The organism is Pseudoalteromonas sp. TB64 (assembly GCF_000498095.1).
In the GTDB taxonomy this organism is placed as follows: domain Bacteria; phylum Pseudomonadota; class Gammaproteobacteria; order Enterobacterales; family Alteromonadaceae; genus Pseudoalteromonas.
This window is the reverse complement of record NZ_AUTQ01000073.1, coordinates 1-20489: the sequence shown is the minus strand read 5'-3', so window position 1 is coordinate 20489 and position 20489 is coordinate 1. Positions and strand designations below refer to the sequence as shown.

Genomic DNA, 20489 nt, shown 5'->3' with positions numbered 1-20489 from the left:
TTTTTGCATAAAAAGCAGACATATGACCGCTTAAATTTGCTACAAACCATATAGACTTGAAAAATAACTATATCTGCGTATCATGCGCGCAAATTTAACTAAACTGGGTTGCTATTATGATCAATAGAAAATTACCTTTGCTAGATATTCATCGCCATTTAGACGGTAATGTACGTGCGCAAACAATATTAGAACTTGGTCGTCAGTTTAATATAGAGCTACCTGCAGATAACGTTGAGGCATTAATTCCTCATGTTCAAGTTATTGACCCAGAGCCAAACCTGATGGCTTTTTTACAAAAGTTAGATTGGGGTGTCACAGTACTTGGCGACTACGATGCGTGTAGACGTATTGCTATTGAAAACATTGAAGATGCACAAGCCCAAGGGCTTGATTATGTAGAGCTACGATTTAGTCCTTACTACATGGCACAAAGCCAAGGTTTACACCCAGAAGGGGTTGTAGAGGCGGTTGTTGATGGTATTAAGTCAGCAACAAAGGGTGCGAATATAAAAGCTAACTTAATTGGTATTCTATCGCGTACTTATGGCATAAAAACATGTCAAAAAGAGCTAGATGCATTACTCGCGTTTAAAAATGATTTAGTGGCTGTTGACTTAGCTGGTGATGAGATTGGTTTTCCGGGCGAGTTGTTTGTAGAGCACTTTAAACAAGTACGAAATGCTTATTTGGCTTCTACTATTCACGCAGGTGAAGCGCTCGGCGCTCCAAGTATTTGGCAAGCAATTAACGAGCTAGGCGCGAGCAGAATAGGGCATGGCGTAAAGGCAATTGAAGATGCAAAACTAATGGATTACTTACGTGATAACCGTATTGGTATTGAGTCGTGCTTAACAAGTAATATTCAAACCAGCACAGTAAACGACTTGGCTAAACACCCGCTTAAACAATTTTTAGATCATGGTATTTTAGCGTGCATTAATACTGATGACCCTGCGGTTGAAGGAATTGAAATTGAGTATGAATATGCAGTTGCAGCCCCTAAGGCTGGTTTATCCCAAGCTGATATGGAAAAAGCCCAAGCAAATGCATTAGAAATAGCATTTTTAAGCGATGGTGATAAAAAAGAGCTTTCAGCACTCGTTAGTGCACGTTAAGTTTTTAATACTGTAAATATAGAAATGCCGCTTTATAAGCGGCATTTTTGTATTTGTAATGTCAGTTTAATTAACGCGTTTGACAGCTAACGTAGTTATTACAAAGTGCTTTAAGTATATCTGAGCGGCTTATCATACCAATCACTTTAACACCCTCTACTACTGGGTAATTTTTTGGTTTACCTGTTTTCATTTGCTCGGCTAGTTCAATAATATTGGTTTCGCCACTAACAGTAACAACGTCTGTTTGCATTAATTGCGACACTTTAACCATGCCGTCACAAAAATAGCTGCTGTGAGTTAGAGGTTTTAGTAATTCTTGTTCGGAGATGAATCCAACTAGGCATCTGTTCTCGTCAAATACTGGCGCGCCAAGCAGTTTAAATTTTTGTAGTTCTGCAATTGCTGTGGTCATTTCTGTTTCAGGTGTTATGTTTGGCAACTTACGCTGCATAAAATCTTTTACTTTTGTATTTAGCATTAGGGTCTCTCCCGCTGATGTTCTATACAGAGTATGGTTTATAGATAGGGATTTAGGAAATTGTTTATATTGATGAAGTTGATAGTTTTTAACTATTAAGTATTTGTCTTTATATAAAATAAAAGCACCGATGAGGTGCCTTTATTTATAATTGAAAGTTAATTTCAGTTATTTTATAAATGCGAATGCATCTGCGTACATGTTTTCACGAATTGCACCATGGGTAATAAAGTCATCGCGCACGATACCTACCATGTCAAAACGACCCGCCATGTAAATATCGTATGGTTCAAGCGATACAATATCTTGCATTACCGCTTTGTGTACATAGCCAGTATGACCTTGCCAATTAGCAGATGGATTTTCTACCACAGGGATAAATTCAAAGTTTTTATGACTATCAGCCCACGTTTGCATTTCTGTGTGTGCGTATAAAGCAGACTCTTCTTTTACGCCCCAATAAAACAATACTGGGCGGTCACATTTAATTTCAGCTAAGTGGTCAGCCATTGATTTAGCGTATGAGAAACCAGTACCGCCAGCAAGCAAAATAATAGGGCGCTCACATTGTAGGCGTAATTGCGAAATACCAAGACCAGCTTCAATGTCTACCAACTGCGTATTGCTATGAGCATTTCGTAGGTGTTCTAATGACTGCATTGCATATGAATCAGCTCCCGATGCGCCAATGTGCAGTTCTATTTCATCACATTGTGAAGGGCGACTGGCAATAGAAAAAGCACGTTTGTCTTTTTCGCTCAATACGAGTTGCATGTATTGACCAGCTTCAAAGGTCACAGGTTGTAGTGGCTTTAAAATTACTTTATGAACAAATTCTGTAAGTGGGCTGATAGCTACAACTTCAGCTTTTAATGTTTGCATTTTTTACCTTTTAGCAGCGCTTTTCACAGCAGATACGCAATAGAATAAATCGATTCTAGCATATCTGCAGGGTTATTTTATAGCCTGTTTATATTATACTAATTCGCAATAATACTTGAGCAATTTGAGTGTTTAAACCTGACGTTAACTGCATTATTATCGACAAGTTCTTTAGCTATAAACGGCTACTTAATTAAGCGAATTGATTTTATATAAACATTTAAAGAATATTAAGGCTTTCCCAAATATCATCTACACGATCTTTGGTGTCTTTATCCATAACAATAGGCTCACCCCATTCTCGAGTAGTTTCACCAGGCCATTTGTTGGTTGCATCCATTCCCATTTTTGAACCCAGACCAGATACTGGCGATGCAAAGTCGAGATAATCTATAGGTGTGTTTTCTATTAATGTTGTATCGCGAGCAGGATCCATTCGGGTTGTGATAGCCCAAATAACGTCTTCCCAATCGCGGGCATTAATATCGTCATCGCATACAATTACAAATTTAGTATACATAAACTGACGTAAGAACGACCAAACTCCCATCATCACGCGCTTGGCATGGCCTGGATATTGTTTTTTCATCGTTACAATCGCCATGCGGTATGAGCATCCTTCTGGCGGAAGGTAAAAGTCGACAATCTCAGGAAACTGCTTTTGTAATATAGGCACAAACACTTCATTAAGTGCCACACCTAAAATAGCCGGCTCATCAGGCGGACGACCAGTAAATGTGCTGTGATAAATAGGATCTTTACGGTGCGTTAAGTGAGTTACAGTCATAACTGGAAAGTTATCAACTTCATTATAGTAACCAGTATGATCGCCATAAGGTCCCTCTGGCGCCATTTCACCTGGCATTATGTAACCTTCAAGTACTATTTCTGCACTGGCAGGGACTTGTAGGTCATTTGAAATAGACTTAACAACTTCGGTTCTGCTACCGCGTAATAAACCGGCAAATGCGTATTCGCTTAATGTGTCGGGTACCGGTGTTACTGCGCCAAGTATTGTCGCAGGGTCTGCACCTAGTGCTACTGAGACTGGGTAAGGTTGCCCTGGATTTTCTTTGCACCATTCTTGAAAATCAAGCGCCCCCCCACGGTGTGATAACCAACGCATAATTATTTTATTTTTACTTAATAATTGCTGGCGATATATACCTAAGTTTTGGCGTTTTTTATAAGGTCCTTTAGTAACCGTAAGGCCCCAAGTAATTAATGGTGCAGCATCACCTGGCCAACAATGCTGAATAGGTAATTTAGTTAAATCTACATCATCACCTTCTAAAATTACTTGTTGGCAAGGCGCTTTTTTAACTTCTTTTGCTGGCATATTGAGCACTTGCTTAAAAATAGGTATAGCGCCTAGTGCTTCTTTAATGCCTTTTGGTGGATCAGGTTCTTTTAAAAATGCGAGTAGTTTACCTACTTCGCGTAATTCACTAACCTCTGTTTGGCCCATGCCCATTGCTACGCGTTTTGGTGTGCCAAATAAGTTGGTAAGCACCGGCATATCGTAGCCTTTTGGATTTTCGAATAATAACGCAGGGCCTTTAGCACGCAATGTGCGATCAGATATTTCGGTCATTTCAAGATACGGGTCGATTTCTTGGGTGATACGTTTAAGTTCGCCTTTTTTTTCAAGCAAATCGATAAAATCACGTAGATCTTTGTATTTCATTGGAGGCCGCTATTAAGCAAAAGAGTTAAAGTATTATACCCAGTTCATGCAAGGCAAGTCATTACTTGCACTCAAAACTTACAGCGTTTCATACTCGTTAAGATATATAAAAGTTGATAGGTGTTTTGGGTTTGCTTGCTAGGGCGGTTATAGCTACTAATACGCTTAATTGCTTTATTTGGTTCAGCATGGAGCTTTATCTATTACTTATTAGTTTAATTTGTAGTGCATTGATACTTTTTACCCGCAATTATTAGCATTGCGTTATTACCTTTACCCCAAAATAAAACATTCTCATTTATATATTTATTACCCGATGCGCTCTCTTCGTGATTGAGTAAATAAATGTCATTATTAAAAGTAAGTTCAGCATTTTTGTTATTAATAACATTTAGTACTACAGTATTTTTATTACATAAATAGGCAGTACTTATTTGTTGGTCGCTACATGCGGTTAAGCTAAGTAAGCTGGCCACTATGACCAAATGCACTTTCATTTTTCCTCCTTTTATCTTATTAAGTCCCTATTTTAAGCTGACTTATTTACTTAGTTTGTATGAGAATAACAAAGCAAAATTAACCGTTGGTGAAAGTAGCGCTTTACGTTATGTTTATAGCAATATTTTTTAAGCTCGGAAGCTTTATGGCTGGCACTAACCTTTTAACTTTATTAGACGATATAACCACCTTACTTGATGACATTGCGACAATGAGTAAGGTTGCAACAAAAAAAACCGCTGGTGTATTAGGCGATGATTTAGCACTTAATGCACAGCAGGTTACAGGTGTTGCTGCAGAACGTGAGTTGCCAGTTGTTTGGGCTGTCGCTAAGGGTTCATTTTTAAATAAAGCGATGTTAGTACCCGCCNGCTTTATTAATTAGTGTGTGGCTGCCTTGGTTAATAACACCACTGTTAATGATTGGTGGTTTATTTTTATGTTTTGAAGGAGCCGAAAAAGTATTTGCTAGGTTTTTACCTCATCACAATGAAGCGGTAGATGAAAATGAAAAATTAGATTTAGTTGAGTACGAAAAACAAAAAATAAAAGGGGCAATAAGAACTGACTTTATTCTTTCTGCCGAAATTATTGTGATTACTTTGGGCACAGTGGCTGGCGCTACATTACTTAACCAAGCTTTAGTGCTTTGTGTTATCGCAATTATAATGACCATTGGTGTTTATGGCTTAGTTGCAGGTATTGTAAAACTGGATGATGCAGGACTTTATTTACTCAACCAATCTAAAGTGTCAGCTAATAAATTTAAAGAGCTACTTGGGAAAGGCTTACTAGCAGCAGCGCCTAGGTTGATGCAGTTTTTAGCATTTGCGGGCACTATTGCGATGTTTTTAGTAGGCGGCGGTATTTTAGTGCATGGTGTTGAGTTACTGCATCACACGCAGATAGATGTAACAAGTTATGCTCAGTCGATGGCTGGCGGCACAGGAGAAGTATTAGCGCCTCTATTGTTTGATGGTTTGCTAGGCGTTATTGCCGGCTTAGTTGTTGTGCTTATACATGTAATTTATACAAAGTTATTTAAAAAATAGTTTATAGCTGGCGTACTTGTTGCGCCAGCTATATTTAAATTCACTCATTCACAGTTAGCTATTTTACAAAGCGATTCCAATTCAAATTGTGCTTTAGTATTTTTTTGCTCAATGGCCTTTTTATACCAATAAATAGCCTGTTGATAATTTTGAGCTATTCCCTGACCATCACGATACATTTGCGCTAAATTTAATTGTCCCCATTGAGAACCCGATTCAGCAGCTAGCTTAAAGCTATCAAATGCTTCAACAAATAACTTATCTTTAAAATAAATTATGCCTTGTTGGTTGTTTTTATCGAGCTTTAAGCCTTTATATAAAGGTTTAGGTTTGGGAGGAAACATCACAAACCCGCCATAAAGGCTGTTGGCATAAGGACGTAATACGTCGTAAATAGCTTCGTCTTTATACAAACGCTTTATTTCATCACGAGGGAGGGTGATTGTTTTAGTGGAGAAGTAATTGTCTTGAATTAGTTGGCTAGTACGCATTGCCAAAGTAATACTGTTGTTACGTTTATAACTGTAGTTACTTATCTGAAAGGTAATAAATTGTTCGTCAAAATTTAATACTTGAGCAATTCTTAAATTGGTTAGGGTCCAAGGTTCGTGTGTAAATTTGTCGGCATGTATTAAGTAGGTGTCGTATATTTTAGGGCTATTTAAATAAGATTGCTTTTGGATTTCGGTATTAAGATGTTGTTGATAAAAAAACAAAACAATCCAGAGCAATAAAAATACGCCAATAAAGTATTTAGGCAGGCTTAGTTTTTCTATTAACGGTAGTTGCGTTATTTTAACGGGTTCGTTTTTTCCGCATTGATAGCATTCGCGTTTGTAATTTAATTTTAAAGCGAGCATAGGTAAAATGCTAAATCGTAAATAGCGGCTTTTATTTACTAAATGATAGGCGTCGCTTTGACAATGAGGGCAGCGTATTATTGGTGCAAAATGTGGAAATGATTCACTCGTGTTAAAAAGCAACATAAAGCACGCTCCTTGTTTTAATTATTTAAAGGTAAAACAAGTAGCGTGTTAGTTAAAGCTGCAAACTGTAAGTAAGTGTGTCTGTTATTACTTATTTTGAGCTTTAGGTTTAATTGTTGTTTTTGCATCAGCAGCCATTAACGCAAACACAGCGTATGCAGCGGTGTTTTGACGTAGCTTAGCAGGTGTTATTTTATCAAGGGTATCGTCGGCTGTATGGTGATAATCAAAGTAATCTGTTCCATCTTGAGCAAGTTCAAAAATAGGCGCTGACGTTGCTGCTTTAAGTGGAATTAGGTCAGGGCCACCATTCGCTTGGTTTTTACCAATATACTCAATATTTAATGGCGCAAGCTCTTTTGCTATAGCGCGTACTACAGGAAGCGAAGCGGCATCTACATTTGATTCAAAAGCATATACTACATCGGCGCCAAAATCAGACTCAGCGGCTGCAACAATATTGTTTAATTCGTTTTTATGCTCTGCAAAATAAGCTTTTGCTCCCCAAAGGCCAAGCTCTTCGGCTGCAAAAAGCACTACGCGAATGCTGCGCTTAGGGCGTTTTACATCACTAATATGTTTAGCGGCTGNCTGCCATTGTTAGCCCAACGCCTGCGCCATCATCTAATGCGCCAGTACCTAAATCCCAAGAATCTAAATGTGCGCCAATAAGTACGTATTGTTCAGGGTTTTCAGTACCATTAAATTGACCAATAACGTTATAACCTGTGCCTTCACCTAGATTTTCGGTTTGCACGTTAATATTTACCGACACGTCTTTATTTAAAGCAATAAGTCGTGCAATTTGATCTGCATCTGGGTTAGCAATTGTTACGTTAGGTATTTTTGTAACACCTTCTTTGTAGTAACTACCGCCAGTGTGTGCAAAACGATGATGACCGGTACTTACCGAGCGCATCATGTAGGCAACAGCCCCTTTTTTAGATGCTTCTATAGCACCTGTACCGCGTGCTTTTACAGCAGGTCCGTAACCATTCCCGTCTATATCGCGGTTCATACGGTAATTAATATACGCAATTTTACCTTTTAAACTGTTTGCCGGTGCGGCTTTTAATTCATCAAGTGTTTCGAATAATACAACAGGCGCTGTGATCCCATCTTTTGGCGTGCTTATACTGTTACCTAATGCAGTTAAGTGCAGTGGTTGCTCGCTTGGTGTTAGTATTTTTCCGCTTTCGCTATAACGGCGCCATTCAGGAAAAGTCGCTTCTTCAAGCCATACTTTATCAAAACCAAGCTCATTAAATTTAGCTTTAGCCCATGCAACCGCTTTTTTATCGTTTTCAGTGCCGGGTAAGCGAGGGCCAACTTCAGTTGTTAATGACTCTAGTAATTTATAGCTTAAATCACTATTTAGAGCAGAGGTGCGTACTTCGTCTACTTGTTGTAATTGCTTTTGGGTAAATTCGGCGCTGTTAGCGTTTGCAGCCATACTGCTAGTAAGCAGTAATGCGGTAATGATTTTTTTCATTTGGGTAAGCCTTTTTAATAATTAACACTATTAAAGCATGTAATAAACGCTATAAAAAATAGATGAGATGAATAGGCGTTGTAATGGGTTTAATACTGTTAGGTATAAATGTTTAGATGTAAAAAAGCCCACGTAAATGTACGTGGGCTATATTTTAAAGCTGTTATTTAGGCATTTATTTAAAAGCTAAATTGCGCTGCTAAACGAAGATTTGTGCCCTCGCCAACAGTTACATTATTAGTTCCGCCACCACCTAAGTAGCTTGTATCAAATAAGTTTTCGATGTTAAGGCGTAAGTTAATATCGGTATTACTTAAGTTAAACTTATAAGTGGCACCTACATCAACACGTGTATATGCATCTTTAGTAATCGTATTATCGCTATCGGCAAAGCGCTCACCTTCGTAAAATGCACCAGCATTAAGTGCAATTGCGTCGTTGAATTCATAACGCGTCCAAAGTGATGCCGACCATTTTGGTGCATCGGTAGGGCGTTTACCTTCTAATTCTTCATCGCGTTCAAAGTTAGCATCTAGATACATAGTTGATGCCATAACAAATAAACGGTCAGTAGCGGCACCTTGCGCGCTGACTTCAACACCTTTATGACGTTGTTCGCCTACTTGGTTTGTTTCACTTGTGAATGAGCCAATAGGAGTATCAAGCTGTTCGCTAACAAGAGTACCTTCTTTGCTAATATCAAAAATAGCACTGGTAAGCATTAGGCGGTCATCAAATAATTGCCATTTAATACCAATTTCTCTTTGCTCAGATGTAACTGCATCTAATTTCATGCCGTTATTTACATCAGTTTCGTCAATCAATGTTTCGCTACCTTGAGGTTCAAAACCTTCTGAGTAACTAGCATATATAGTAGCAGAGGCATTTGGGTGATAAAGCACACCTACTTTTGGTACAAATGATTCGTTATCATTTCCTGTGCTATTTTGTTTGTCGTAACGACCACCCAACGATAGTTGCCATTCTGGCGAGAACGAAATTAAGTCTTGAACGTAAATACCGTAGTAGTCATATTCAGTTTCGCTTACGGTATCATCTGTTTTGTAACTTATTGAAGGGCGAGGTGGCTCTGTCTGTCCAGCTGAAAAATCAAAAGAGTCGGCAGAGGTACGACGTTGCCCGTAGTAATAATCAAGCGAGTTTGCGCCAATTAAAAACTGATGTTGTAAACTTCCCGTTTTAAATTCACCAACGAAATCAATATACGCCGTTTTAAACTGCCAATCATCAAAGCGATCATAAGGGTTTGATTGATAGCTATCACCCTCAACAAAGTCATTTGGCATATTAGGTGCTGATTCAAAGCGTTGGCGCTCAAATGTTTGTTCGTTATAGCCAAGCTTTACTTGCCAGCTATCGGTTAAAAATACTTCTAGGTCTACACCTAGGTTTTCTACAGTTATATCGGTAAAGGCCCAAGACATATCACGGATTGTTTTATCATCACCAATTACATTGGTATTATCGTCTATCCATGCGCCAGTATCTAAACCTGCTTCGTCGTCTGTGCGGTCGTAATGCACACGTACTAATGCGTTGTCGCTAATATCGTAATCAACAACTAAAGCACCTAAAAATCGGTCGCGCTCACGGTTTTCACCATTTTGGTACTCACGCCAGTAATCAACATCTTGTTTAACTAAAATACCACGAGCACGTAAATCTTCTGATTCAGTCAATGCACCACTGGCATCTACCATAAAGCGAGTTGAGCCATGTTGGTCTACATCGGCACTGGCATTAAATAATGTTTGTGCTGTAGGTTTTTTAGTTACCATGTTAACCAAGCCACCAGGACCTGATTGACCATATAAAATGCTTGATGGGCCTTTAATTACTTCAACTTGTTGCAAAATTTCGATTGGTTGTTGATAGTGCGACCAATGCTGATGCCCATCACGTAAATAACCCGTAGATGAGCTAAGCTCAAACCCACGTAAGTTAAATACTTCACGATTTCGTTGCTGTGAGCCTGCCGTTAAACTTGCGTCATTTGTTAGTACTTCACCAAGTGTAGTGGCTAATTGCTCGTTAATTATGGTGTCTGTTATTACGGTAACAGATTGTGCGGTTTCAAGTAATGAAGCTGAGGTTCTCATTGCGCCATTAGCGTTATCTACTTTGTAATCGTTAAAGTAGCTACCTTTGACTTCTATACGTTCAAGGTCGGTAGAGTTTGCATATGCGTTTGTTGTAATACTTGCCAATAGTGCTATGTAAAGTGAATTCAGTTTCATTGATTGCTTCCAGCGCAGTTATGTAAAAAATAATCGCGATCTTAATGCAAACTACTATCATTTTCAACATCTTTTATTAACATGCTTTATAGTGTGTTTGTTCATGGTTGCCAATTGCGAATTCTGCTATTATTAGCAGCATATTTAGTGGGGCTTTCCCCCATGTTATTTTTATTGCTATGGAACTTACTGTGACTTCAACTGCTTTTTCATCTTTGGCTTTACCAGCTGGACTCGTTGATAACTTATCAACACTTGGCTATGCCCACATGACACCTGTACAAGCGCAAAGTTTACCGCCTGTACTTGCTGGTAAAGATATCATTGCTCAGGCAAAAACCGGTTCAGGTAAAACTGCTGCGTTTAGCTTGGGTGTGTTAGCTAAATTAAACGTAAAACGCTTTCGTATTCAATCTTTAGTGTTGTGTCCGACTCGTGAGCTTGCCGAGCAGGTTGCGGTTGAAATGCGTAAATTAGCGCGCGGTATCNCCATAATATTAAAATATTGACGTTATGTGGCGGTGTATCAATTGGTCCACAAATAGGCTCGCTTGAACATGGCGCACATATTATTGTTGGCACACCTGGTCGTGTTGATGATCATATTCGTAAAGGTACTTTACGTTTAGAAGATGTTGAAACGTTGGTACTTGATGAAGCCGATCAAATGCTTGATATGGGTTTTCAAGATACACTTGACGCAATTATTGAGCGTATTCCACAAAATCGTCAAACATTGCTATTTAGTGCAACGTTCCCAAGAGCTATTGAAGCAATTGCTAAACGTGTACTTAAAAATCCAGAAATGGTTAAAGTAGAAGAAGAGCAAGCCAAAAGTACAATTAAGCAGTACTTCTACAAAATGGATAATAATAAGCAGCGCTATCCAACGCTAAAATTATTATTACTTAAATTTACACCACAAAGTTGTGTTGTATTTTGTAATACCAAAGTAGAAACACAACAATTGTGTGATGATTTAGCTGATGAAGGCTTTAGTGCTGTTTCGCTACACGGTGATTTAGAGCAGCGCGATCGTGAGCGTACGTTAATTCACTTTTCAAATAAAAGTGCTTCAATACTTGTTGCAACCGATGTTGCTGCGCGTGGCTTAGATATTGATGACATGGATATGGTTATTAACTACCATTTAGCACATGACACGCAAACACATGTGCATCGTGTTGGTCGTACAGGACGAGCTGGTAAAAAGGGCATTGCATGTTCTATTTACGGTGAAGCAGAAGCGTTTAAAATTGCTCAAATAGGCGAACATTACGAACGCGATATTACTCCAGAGCAAATGCCACCATTTAATTTATTAGACAAGCCGCCTTATCGCCCTGAAATGGTTACTTTGATGATTGATTCAGGTAAAAAGCAAAAAGTACGTGCAGGTGATATTTTAGGTGCTTTAACGGGTAAAGATGGGGTTGCAGGTCGTCAAGTAGGTAAAATTAACGTACTTGATAACGTAGCGTTTGTTGCTGTTGAGCGTAACTCATTAAAACCTGCGCTACGTAAATTAACCGAAGGCAATATTAAAGGGCGAAAAATACGCGCTCGTCGCCTTACTCGTTAATTTATATTAATAATTAGTGCATTAACGAGTAGCTTTTTTTAGCTGCTCGTATTCCTCTTTTATTTTTTTAAACTTTACTTCGCAGCCGCCAGGCTTATCTGGGTGATTTTTGAGTGCATGTTGTCGCCAGCGTTTTTGTAACTCTTTAAGTGTAAAGTTATTTGGCAATTCCCACTCAATGGTAAGTTCATTATAATTTTTTTGCGTTAAGGTCGATATTGCACTTTGGCGTTTAAATTGCCCCCAAAAACTATTTAAAAGTGCATCAACGTCTTCTGTTGAGGTATCGTAGTTTTTCCAATCTAAATAATAATCTCTTAAATTTGTTTTAGTTATTAGTGGTTGATCATTACCTTTTTGTAAAAGTTCTATATGCAACGTTGAAATTAGTAATGTTTGAGGATGAATTTGAATCTGTAGTTGGTACAGTGCGTTCATAATTAAAAAATTACGCTTAAATAAATCACGTTCTGGATTTTTATCAAGTGTTTTTATTGCACCGTTATTTATAAGTTCTGATGCTAAAATATGAACTTGCCAAACTTGCTTTGTTAATATTAAATCAAATATCTGGTCAATCAGTGGGTTAAGCATTGTTTACGCCCTAGTAATTGGTGTATCTTCAGTAAAGATTACATTTGTTATAAGTAACAGTTTGAAGGATTGTAATTATGCAAGGCAAGCTTAAATGCCTCTTATTCATTGTATGCTGTGTATTGCTACCCTCTAGTTATGCTCAAAGTGCTATGTCGTTATTTGACGAGTTTAAAAAAGAGCAGCAATGGGATGCAAAACTTCAACTAGGTAATGCATTACTAACAAACCAAGATACCTCAAAAAAAGAGCGTGCTGAAATTTATTCATCAATGGCTAATTTAGCGCTTTCTGTTGATAACTATACAGGTGCTTTAGAGTATTTTAAGTTACTAGAGCAAGGTACATCAGTATCATTTTTACCTAATGAGCACTTTCGTGCAATTAAAATGCAGGGTGTTGCTCTTTTTTACCAAGGGCATTTTCAAAAAGCAATTGTGGCGTACACTCGAACACTTGCTATAGCTGAAAAAAATGAACTCTTATTAGAGCAAGCTAATTTATTAAATAATATAGGGTTAGCTTATTTTAATATGAATAAGTTAGCGCCAACACTCGAGTACTATTTAAAAGCGAAAGTGATTTATGAAGCGTTAGGTAGCGAGCAAGATAAAACAGATATTTTACTCAATATAGCGGGTGTTTATATTCGCCTATCGCGTTATGACAACGCATTTAGTATTTATCAAGATGTGATTAAAGTTTATCAAAAACTGGGTGATGAGAGTGGTGTTGCTCAAGTGTATAATAATATGGGTGTAGCTTATTCTGAGAGTAATCAGTTTGATTTAGCACTTCATTATTATCAATTAGCGCTTCGTTATTATTTGCCTGCCAATGACTATAATAAATTATCAACGCAATACACCAACCTTGCCAATGTAAACTTAATATTAAATAAAGTAGATATAGCGTATGAGCAAGCCAAGTTAGGTGCACAGTATGGGCTTAAAATTAAGAACCATAATTTAGAACTTAATGCATTGCACACTTTAGCGAAAATACAATTTGTAAAAGGCGAGTTGGGTGAAGCTCAATCGAATTTAGATCGTGCTATATTTTTAGCCCATGAAAATAGTAGTGAGCGAATATTAAGAGATGGTCTAGGGAGTCAATCATTGCTAGAAGCGAGTAAAGGAAACTACTCAAAAGCGATGTCTTTGCACGAGCAATTTATCAGTGAATTAAGAAATCTCAGAAGTGAATCAATTATAAATGCGTTAGCTGTATTGCAAAAGCAATTTAAAGCGACTCAGTTGAATCAAGAAATTGAGCAATTAAAGCAAGATAGAAGAGTACAAAAACTAAAAATGACTCAACGCTCACAGCTTACGCTGTTTATTTTTGTGTTATTTATTTTGGTTATTGTTACAGGGGTTGCACTTTACCGCCGTGGTGCAGAAAAACGTGCAAAGCAGCGTTTAGCCGAACAGGTAGAGCAGCGTACCTCTGAGTTACAAGCCGTAGCTCAAGAATTAAGAGAAGCGAACGAAATTAAAAGTCAGTTTTTAGCAAATATAAGTCATGAAATAAGAACACCATTGACGGCAATTTTAGGGCAAACAGATGATTTAATAAATGGTTTGTATGAGCCTGAACAACTTCAAGATGAGCTTAAAATAATTCAACGCCATAGCGATCATTTAAAAAGCTTAATTAACGATGTACTCGATTTAAGTAAAATTGAAGCAAATAGATTAGAGTTAAATATTTCGTGCTTCGATATTGTTCAATTAGTTAGTGATGTACACGCGATGTTTAGTACGCAAGCAAAAGCTAAAAATTTGCATCTAATTTTAGATAATCAAATAGGTATCGACTTCTATATAAAGCTTGATCTAACGCGCGTAAAACAAATACTAATTAACCTGTGTGCAAATGCAATTAAGTTTACTCGCGCAGGGCAAGTAATAGTCGCATTAAACAAAACAGAACAAGGCTTAGTACTTACAGTTAAAGACACTGGTATTGGTATGAGTTCTTCTCAATTAAAACTAATTTTTGAGTGCTTTAGCCAAGCAGATAATAGTATAAGTCGTCGTTTTGGTGGTACTGGGCTAGGTCTTAGCTTATCGCAACAGCTAGCCTCGATGATGGGTGGCTATATTAGTGTGCAGAGTGAATATAAAAAAGGAAGTCAGTTTTCTTTCTTTTTACCTTGCATAGAAGTCGATAAAGAATTAAATGTTATTGAAAACCAAGACTCTCCTGTTATTAGTAAGCAATTAAATGGTCGAGTTTTACTTGCTGAGGATCATCCAGACAATCGTAGATTCATTAGTCGTTATTTGCGTTCATTAGGGCTTGAAGTTATTGCTGTAGAAAATGGTGAGCAAGCAGTAGAGCAATGCTTGCAAGAATACCCTGACTTGGTTTTACTCGATATTCAAATGCCAGTAATGGATGGACGAGCTGCTTTTAAACTATTAAAAAAATGTGGTTTTGAACGTCCAATTTTTGCATTAACCGCTAATGCAATGAGCCATGAAGTGGATGACTATTTGGCGTTAGGTTTTAGTGGCTATTTAGCTAAACCTATTAATAAAGATTTATTTTATAAAGCATTATCTTTGCACTTAGAAGAGACAGAAGATCAGCAGCAAGTTAAGCAAACAGATATAGATATGAGCGACTTAGTAATTAGCTTTAAGCAAAGCTTTGCGTTGGAGAATGAGGCAATAACACAGCATTTTATAAATGAAGATTTAGAGGCGCTTCAAAAAGATAGCCATAGAATCTTGGGTGCTGCGCAAATGTTTGGACTTGATGAAATAGCATTGGCTGCTAAAAATCTTGATCGGGCATTATTACAAACCCAAAGCAATCGAAATATATTGCATATTAAAAAGCTAGTATCTAGCTTACAAACCGTTCTTAAAAAGTATAATGAAAGCTAGTTATATTGTTTAGTATTACGGTAATAGAAATAAAAAAAGCGCCAAATTTGGCGCTTTTTTATTTCGAATTTAAACGCTTATTGGCGTCTCATCGAGTCAAAAAATTCATCATTAGTTTTGCTCATCGATAATTTATCGATTAAGAATTCCATTGCATCAATTTCTGACATGTCATGAACTATTTTACGTAAAATCCAAAGCTTTTGAAGCTCATCTGGTTTTGTCAGTAATTCTTCACGACGAGTACCTGAGCGATTAAAGTCGATAGCTGGGAATACACGTCTTTCCGCGATTTTACGGTTAAGGTGTAATTCCATGTTACCAGTACCTTTAAACTCTTCGTAGATAACTTCATCCATTTTAGAGCCAGTATCGATAAGTGCTGTAGCAATAATAGTTAAACTACCACCTTCCTCAACGTTACGTGCAGCACCAAAGAAGCGCTTAGGCTTATGTAATGCGTTAGCGTCAACACCACCAGTAAGTACTTTACCTGATGAAGGAATAACAGTGTTATAAGCACGGGCTAAACGAGTGATTGAATCCAATAAGATAACAACATCTTTTTTGTGCTCAACTAAGCGTTTTGCTTTTTCGATAACCATTTCGGCTACTTGTACGTGACGAGAAGCTGGTTCATCAAATGTTGATGCAATAACTTCACCTTTAACTAGGCGTTGCATCTCTGTTACTTCTTCCGGACGCTCATCAATTAGTAATACCATTAATGTTGCATCTGGATGATTGTGTGTAATCGATTGTGCAATATTTTGCAGTAGCATTGTTTTACCCGCTTTTGGCGGTGCTACTAATAAACCACGTTGACCGCGACCAATTGGCGAGGCTAAATCAAGTACACGTGCTGTAATATCTTCTTTACTGCCGTTACCGCGTTCCATACGAAAACGTTCGTTAGCATGTAACGGAGTTAGGTTTTCAAAAAGAATTTTAGTACGAGAGTTTTCAGGCTTATCAAAATTAACTTCGTTTACTTTAAGTAAAGCAAAGTAACGTTCGCCATCTTTCGGTGGGCGAATAAGGCCTGAGATTGAATCGCCAGTACGCATGCTGAAACGGCGAATTTGGCTAGGTGAAACATAAATGTCATCTGGCCCAGCTAAGTAAGAGGCTTCTGATGATCTTAAAAAGCCGAAACCATCTTGTAAAATCTCTAATACACCGCCGCCGAAGATATTCTCTCCGCCTTTGGCATGGGATTTAAGAATGGCAAAAATAATATCTTGCTTTCTTAATCGGGCTACGTTTTCGAGCCCCATGGACTCAGCTAAGTTTACAAGTTCTTTTATAGACTTGTCTTTTAATTCGCGTAAATGCATATTGGTGGGTTCTTTATTACAGTTGTCATACTCAAAATCGCTTTGATCGTTGAGTGAGGTTTGTTGAATATAACTAAGGATTAGTTGGCTTTATAAACTAGCAGTTCACTGGCAAAGCGTCCAGTCTTTATACAAAATAAATTTAAAAAAAGGGCAAATAGCCCTTTTTTATAGTTCTAGCTTACAATTAGATGTTGTTTTCTAAAAACTCGATAAGTTGAGTTTTTGAAAGTGCACCTACTTTCGTTGCAGCTACTTGACCATCTTTAAAAAGAAGTAAAGTAGGGATGCCACGAATACCAAATTTTGGCGGTGTGCCAGCATTTTGGTCAATGTTTAATTTAGCAACAGTCACACGGCTGTCGTATTCATCAGCAACTTCGTGAAGAATAGGGGCGATCATTTTACAAGGTCCGCACCATTCAGCCCAGAAATCTACTAGTACTGGTTTATCTGATTGTAATACGTCAGCTTCAAAGCTATCGTCAGTAATTTGGATTATTTTCTCGCTCATTGCGCTCTCCGATTTAGTTAGGCGAAATATTTAGTGCGTATTTAAACACTCTTGTTTCTTATTGCAAGTTTAAACGTTATGCTTAAACGCTATGACTAAGACACATTTAACCGATAAAAAGTTTTCAGACTTTGCTATCGCACCGGAAGTGGTTGCCGGTTTAACCGAGAATGGGTTTGAATATTGCACACCTATTCAAGCAAAATGCCTACCTTTTATTTGTGATGGCCGTGATATTGCGGGTCAAGCTCAAACAGGTACAGGCAAAACGTTGGCGTTTTTAACGGCAACGTGCCATCGGTTATTACAATCTAGCAAAGCACCTAGTAAACATCCAAGAGCCCTGATCATGGCCCCTACTCGGGAGCTTGCGATTCAGATACACAAAGATGCTAAAATTTTAGCGCCGCACTGTAATCTTAACTTAGGTTTAGTATATGGTGGCGAAGATTACGAAAAACAACGTGCACAACTAGAAAAAGGCGTTGATATTTTAATTGGTACTACAGGTCGCTTAATTGATCTGTATAAGCAAGGCTGTTACACCCTTAATGAAATTGAGGTAGTCGTGCTTGACGAAGCCGATCGTATGTTCGATTTAGGTTTTATCAAAGATATTCGTTATATGTTCGATCGTATGCCAGATACATCAAAGCGTTTAAACTTATTATTCTCTGCTACATTATCGTATCGCGTACAAGAATTAGCTTTTGAACACATGACAAACCCAGAGCATGTTCAAATCGAACCTGACGTTAAAACGGGTAAACGTATTCAAGAAGAGCTATTTCATCCTTCGCAAGAAGACAAAATTAAGCTGTTGTTAACCTTAATTGAAGAAGAATGGCCAGAGAAAGCAATCGTGTTTGCAAATACCAAACACAGCTGTGAAACAGTTTATGCTTGGCTTAAATCTGACGGTCATCGTGTAGGTATGCTTACTGGTGATGTTAACCAGAAAAAACGCCAAACTATATTAGCGCAATTCAGTAAAGGTGAATTAGACTTTTTAGTAGCAACCGATGTTGCAGCGCGTGGTCTTCATATTCCAGAAGTAAGCCATGTATTTAACTTTGATTTACCTGACGACTGCGAAGATTACGTTCACCGTATTGGTCGTACTGGTCGTGCTGGTGCATCAGGTCATGCAATAAGCTTTGCTTGTGAGCAATACGCTTATAATTTACATGAAATTGAAGAATATATAGAGCACAGCATTCCTTTATCACATTATGATAAAACAGCATTGCTAGATGATTTAACTCAGCCTATTATTCAAAGAAAGCGCAACTATTCAACAGGTCCACGTAGCCGTAGTAATAACAGCGGACGTCGCCCAAATAATAGTTACCAAAAAGGACGGTCGTAAGCGACCGTTTGTAAAAGTAGTAGTAACTAGAGGTTTTTGAACGGTGGGGCAACTTAAACCGCAAAAAAATGTGTACGCAGTTATTGATTTGGGCTCAAATAGCTTTCATATGCTTATAGCCAAATCAATTGCTGGCGGTCTACAAACCATTGGACGTGTTAAACGCAAAGTCCGATTAGCCGCAGGGCTTGATACAAACAATGTATTAAGCTCTGAAGCAATGCAGCGAGGCTGGGAATGCCTTGCCCTTTTTGCTGAGCGCTTGCAAGATATTCCAGATAAAAATATCACCATAGTAGCAACTGCCACTTTACGGTTAGCAACTAACGCCGAAGTATTCAAAAATCATGCAGAAAAAATCCTTGGTCACAAAATTAATGTGATTAGTGGAGAACTAGAGGCGCGCACAATTTATAAAGGTGTTGCTCATACTTCTTCTTGTACAGGGAAACAACTGGTTATTGATATTGGCGGTGCTAGCACTGAAGTTGTTATTGGCAAAGCATTTGATGCCTTACATTACAAAAGCCTCAATATGGGGTGTGTTACCTACCTTGAACGCTATTTTAAAGATTGCCAACTAAGTAAGGGTAACTTTAACGCAGCTATAAAGGCAGCGCGCACTGTTATTGATGAAATATCCCCTGATTATAAAGCTGCTGGATGGCAAATTGCATCTGGTGCTTCTGGCACAGTACAAGCAATTCAAGAAATTATGGTCGCTCAAAATCTTGACGATTTACTTACGCTTGAAAAACTCAACACTATAAAAGAACAAGCAATTGCATTTAGCACTATTGCAGCACTAGATCTGCCTGGATTAAGTGAAGACCGTCGACTGGTATTTGTATCAGGACTCGCAATCTTAATTGCACTATTTGAATCTCTTGAAATAGAAAAAATGGGATTGGCGGGTGGAGCACTTCGTGAAGGTGTCTTATATAGCATGGTTCCGGAGTTCCATAATAACGACATTCGTAAACGCACAGTTGATGGGTTTATGAGTCGTTATCATGTCGATCAAAAACAAGCGTGTCGAGTTTCAAGCTTAGTTGTTCAGTTAGCTGCAAATATTGATAAAGACTGGCCAATTGAAAGTTTAAATGGGTTACCACTATTAAGAGCAGTAGCGCAACTTCACGAGATTGGGTTATTAATAGAGTATAAGCAGTACCATAAACATACCGCTTATATTTTAGGAAATACCGATATGCCTGGTTTCTCACAATCAGAACATAAGTTAATAGTAGCCGTAGCAGATGCTCATCGTTCTGACTTTCCAAAAGGCTGCTTTAATTCACTCGGCGTAAATAGTCTATTAGCGCAATACATTGTGAGGTTACTTCGTATAGCAGTTATCTTATCGATGCGCAGACAAGATGACGTACTGCCTAAATTTGAGTTAACTGCTAAAAATGAAGTGTTAGACCTTAAGTTTGAAAGTAACTGGTTAAAAGATCATCCACTGATGGCTAGTGAGCTACAACAAGAGTCTAAACAGCAAGGTAAACTTGGTTGGAAGCTCATAGTAAACTAAGTTAAAAGGTCCTTCAGGACCTTTTTAGTGTTTAAAGTAACCACTTCGATGTAAATGTGTGCGAACAGCACATTATTTCAAGTTTTCTTCAAAAAAGGGTTGATCTGTTTTCGGATCTCCCTATAATGCGACCCCACTGAGACGGGAAACGCCAACGCCTAGCGAGGAGCGAACTACTCAGAGAGTTAAATAAAACTTCGGTTTT

Annotated in this window: 13 protein-coding genes and 3 pseudogenes; 6 read left to right on the top strand and 10 right to left on the bottom strand. The window is 38.1% G+C overall.

The window, feature by feature from the left end; translation table 11 throughout:
- Positions 1 to 116: 116 nt before the first annotated feature.
- Complete coding sequence (add, locus tag L647_RS0103380; RefSeq protein WP_024609938.1) at positions 117 to 1118, top strand: adenosine deaminase; 1002 nt, start codon at positions 117 to 119, stop codon at positions 1116 to 1118.
- A gap of 70 nt (positions 1119 to 1188) precedes the next feature.
- On the opposite strand, the gene L647_RS0103375 is transcribed toward add, so the two are convergent.
- The 4 genes from L647_RS0103375 to L647_RS0103360 all read right to left on the bottom strand — a co-directional run bounded on the left by L647_RS0103375 (position 1189) and on the right by L647_RS0103360 (position 4665).
- Positions 1189 to 1599, bottom strand: a complete 411-nt coding sequence (locus tag L647_RS0103375; RefSeq protein ID WP_024609937.1) for a CBS domain-containing protein — start codon at positions 1597 to 1599, stop codon at positions 1189 to 1191.
- Positions 1600 to 1767: 168 nt separating this feature from the next.
- On the bottom strand, positions 1768 to 2481 hold the full coding sequence (fre, locus tag L647_RS0103370) for an NAD(P)H-flavin reductase (protein ID WP_024609936.1): 714 nt from the start codon (positions 2479 to 2481) through the stop codon (positions 1768 to 1770).
- 220 nt (positions 2482 to 2701) lie between these two features.
- Positions 2702 to 4168, bottom strand: a complete 1467-nt coding sequence (ubiD, locus tag L647_RS0103365) for a 4-hydroxy-3-polyprenylbenzoate decarboxylase (RefSeq protein WP_024609935.1) — start codon at positions 4166 to 4168, stop codon at positions 2702 to 2704.
- Positions 4169 to 4383: 215 nt separating this feature from the next.
- The gene (locus tag L647_RS0103360; RefSeq protein ID WP_024609934.1) at positions 4384 to 4665 is read right to left on the bottom strand and encodes an MliC family protein; all 282 of its coding nucleotides are present in this window, start codon (positions 4663 to 4665) and stop codon (positions 4384 to 4386) included.
- A gap of 146 nt (positions 4666 to 4811) precedes the next feature.
- Between L647_RS0103360 and L647_RS01000000123585 the strand changes: the two are divergent.
- A pseudogene (locus tag L647_RS01000000123585) lies at positions 4812 to 5718 on the top strand (DUF808 domain-containing protein).
- A 44-nt stretch (positions 5719 to 5762) separates the two neighbouring features.
- Here the strand turns inward: L647_RS01000000123585 and L647_RS0103350 are convergent.
- The 3 genes and pseudogenes from L647_RS0103350 to L647_RS0103340 all read right to left on the bottom strand — a co-directional run bounded on the left by L647_RS0103350 (position 5763) and on the right by L647_RS0103340 (position 10454).
- A complete protein-coding gene (locus tag L647_RS0103350; RefSeq protein ID WP_024609933.1) occupies positions 5763 to 6704 on the bottom strand; it encodes a tetratricopeptide repeat protein in 942 nt (313 codons plus the stop codon).
- Between the two features lie 87 nt (positions 6705 to 6791).
- Positions 6792 to 8196, bottom strand: a pseudogene (locus L647_RS01000000123580) (M28 family peptidase).
- A gap of 179 nt (positions 8197 to 8375) precedes the next feature.
- Complete coding sequence (locus L647_RS0103340) at positions 8376 to 10454, bottom strand: TonB-dependent receptor (RefSeq protein ID WP_024609932.1); 2079 nt, start codon at positions 10452 to 10454, stop codon at positions 8376 to 8378.
- Positions 10455 to 10645: 191 nt separating this feature from the next.
- Here L647_RS0103340 and dbpA point away from each other — a divergent pair.
- A pseudogene (gene dbpA, locus L647_RS01000000123575) lies at positions 10646 to 12036 on the top strand (ATP-dependent RNA helicase DbpA).
- A gap of 21 nt (positions 12037 to 12057) precedes the next feature.
- Here the strand turns inward: dbpA and L647_RS0103330 are convergent.
- Positions 12058 to 12630, bottom strand: a complete 573-nt coding sequence (locus L647_RS0103330) for a DNA-J related domain-containing protein (protein WP_024609931.1) — start codon at positions 12628 to 12630, stop codon at positions 12058 to 12060.
- Positions 12631 to 12707: 77 nt separating this feature from the next.
- On the opposite strand from L647_RS0103330, the gene L647_RS0103325 reads away from it, so the two are divergent.
- Positions 12708 to 15527, top strand: coding sequence for an ATP-binding protein (locus L647_RS0103325; RefSeq protein ID WP_024609930.1), 2820 nt, complete (start codon positions 12708 to 12710; stop codon positions 15525 to 15527).
- 77 nt (positions 15528 to 15604) lie between these two features.
- Here L647_RS0103325 and rho read toward each other — a convergent pair whose 3' ends face one another.
- Both rho and trxA read right to left on the bottom strand, forming a co-directional pair.
- The gene (gene rho, locus L647_RS0103320; RefSeq protein ID WP_008166441.1) at positions 15605 to 16864 is read right to left on the bottom strand and encodes a transcription termination factor Rho; all 1260 of its coding nucleotides are present in this window, start codon (positions 16862 to 16864) and stop codon (positions 15605 to 15607) included.
- Between the two features lie 187 nt (positions 16865 to 17051).
- Positions 17052 to 17378: a thioredoxin TrxA gene (gene trxA, locus L647_RS0103315; RefSeq protein WP_002960942.1), complete on the bottom strand. Its 327-nt coding sequence runs from the start codon at positions 17376 to 17378 to the stop codon at positions 17052 to 17054.
- 91 nt (positions 17379 to 17469) lie between these two features.
- Here trxA and rhlB point away from each other — a divergent pair, with 91 nt between their 5' ends.
- Together rhlB and gppA are read left to right on the top strand one after the other, a co-directional pair.
- Positions 17470 to 18747 carry an ATP-dependent RNA helicase RhlB gene (rhlB, locus tag L647_RS0103310; protein WP_024609929.1) on the top strand — a complete coding sequence of 426 codons (1278 nt, stop codon included), beginning with the start codon at positions 17470 to 17472 and terminating at the stop codon, positions 18745 to 18747.
- 43 nt (positions 18748 to 18790) lie between these two features.
- On the top strand, positions 18791 to 20284 hold the full coding sequence (gene gppA / locus L647_RS0103305; RefSeq protein WP_024609928.1) for a guanosine-5'-triphosphate,3'-diphosphate diphosphatase: 1494 nt from the start codon (positions 18791 to 18793) through the stop codon (positions 20282 to 20284).
- Positions 20285 to 20489 lie beyond the last annotated feature (205 nt).

Bases quoted from the DNA above. Each gene is read 5' to 3' on its own strand.
- add (WP_024609938.1), top strand. From the start codon at position 117: ATGATCAATAGAAAATTACCTTTGCTAGATATTCATCGCCATTTAGAC.
- L647_RS0103375 (WP_024609937.1), bottom strand. From the start codon at position 1,599: ATGCTAAATACAAAAGTAAAAGATTTTATGCAGCGTAAGTTGCCAAAC.
- fre (WP_024609936.1), bottom strand. From the start codon at position 2,481: ATGCAAACATTAAAAGCTGAAGTTGTAGCTATCAGCCCACTTACAGAA.
- ubiD (WP_024609935.1), bottom strand. From the start codon at position 4,168: ATGAAATACAAAGATCTACGTGATTTTATCGATTTGCTTGAAAAAAAA.
- L647_RS0103360 (WP_024609934.1), bottom strand. From the start codon at position 4,665: ATGAAAGTGCATTTGGTCATAGTGGCCAGCTTACTTAGCTTAACCGCA.
- L647_RS0103350 (WP_024609933.1), bottom strand. From the start codon at position 6,704: ATGTTGCTTTTTAACACGAGTGAATCATTTCCACATTTTGCACCAATA.
- L647_RS0103340 (WP_024609932.1), bottom strand. From the start codon at position 10,454: ATGAAACTGAATTCACTTTACATAGCACTATTGGCAAGTATTACAACA.
- L647_RS0103330 (WP_024609931.1), bottom strand. From the start codon at position 12,630: ATGCTTAACCCACTGATTGACCAGATATTTGATTTAATATTAACAAAG.
- L647_RS0103325 (WP_024609930.1), top strand. From the start codon at position 12,708: ATGCAAGGCAAGCTTAAATGCCTCTTATTCATTGTATGCTGTGTATTG.
- rho (WP_008166441.1), bottom strand. From the start codon at position 16,864: ATGCATTTACGCGAATTAAAAGACAAGTCTATAAAAGAACTTGTAAAC.
- trxA (WP_002960942.1), bottom strand. From the start codon at position 17,378: ATGAGCGAGAAAATAATCCAAATTACTGACGATAGCTTTGAAGCTGAC.
- rhlB (WP_024609929.1), top strand. From the start codon at position 17,470: ATGACTAAGACACATTTAACCGATAAAAAGTTTTCAGACTTTGCTATC.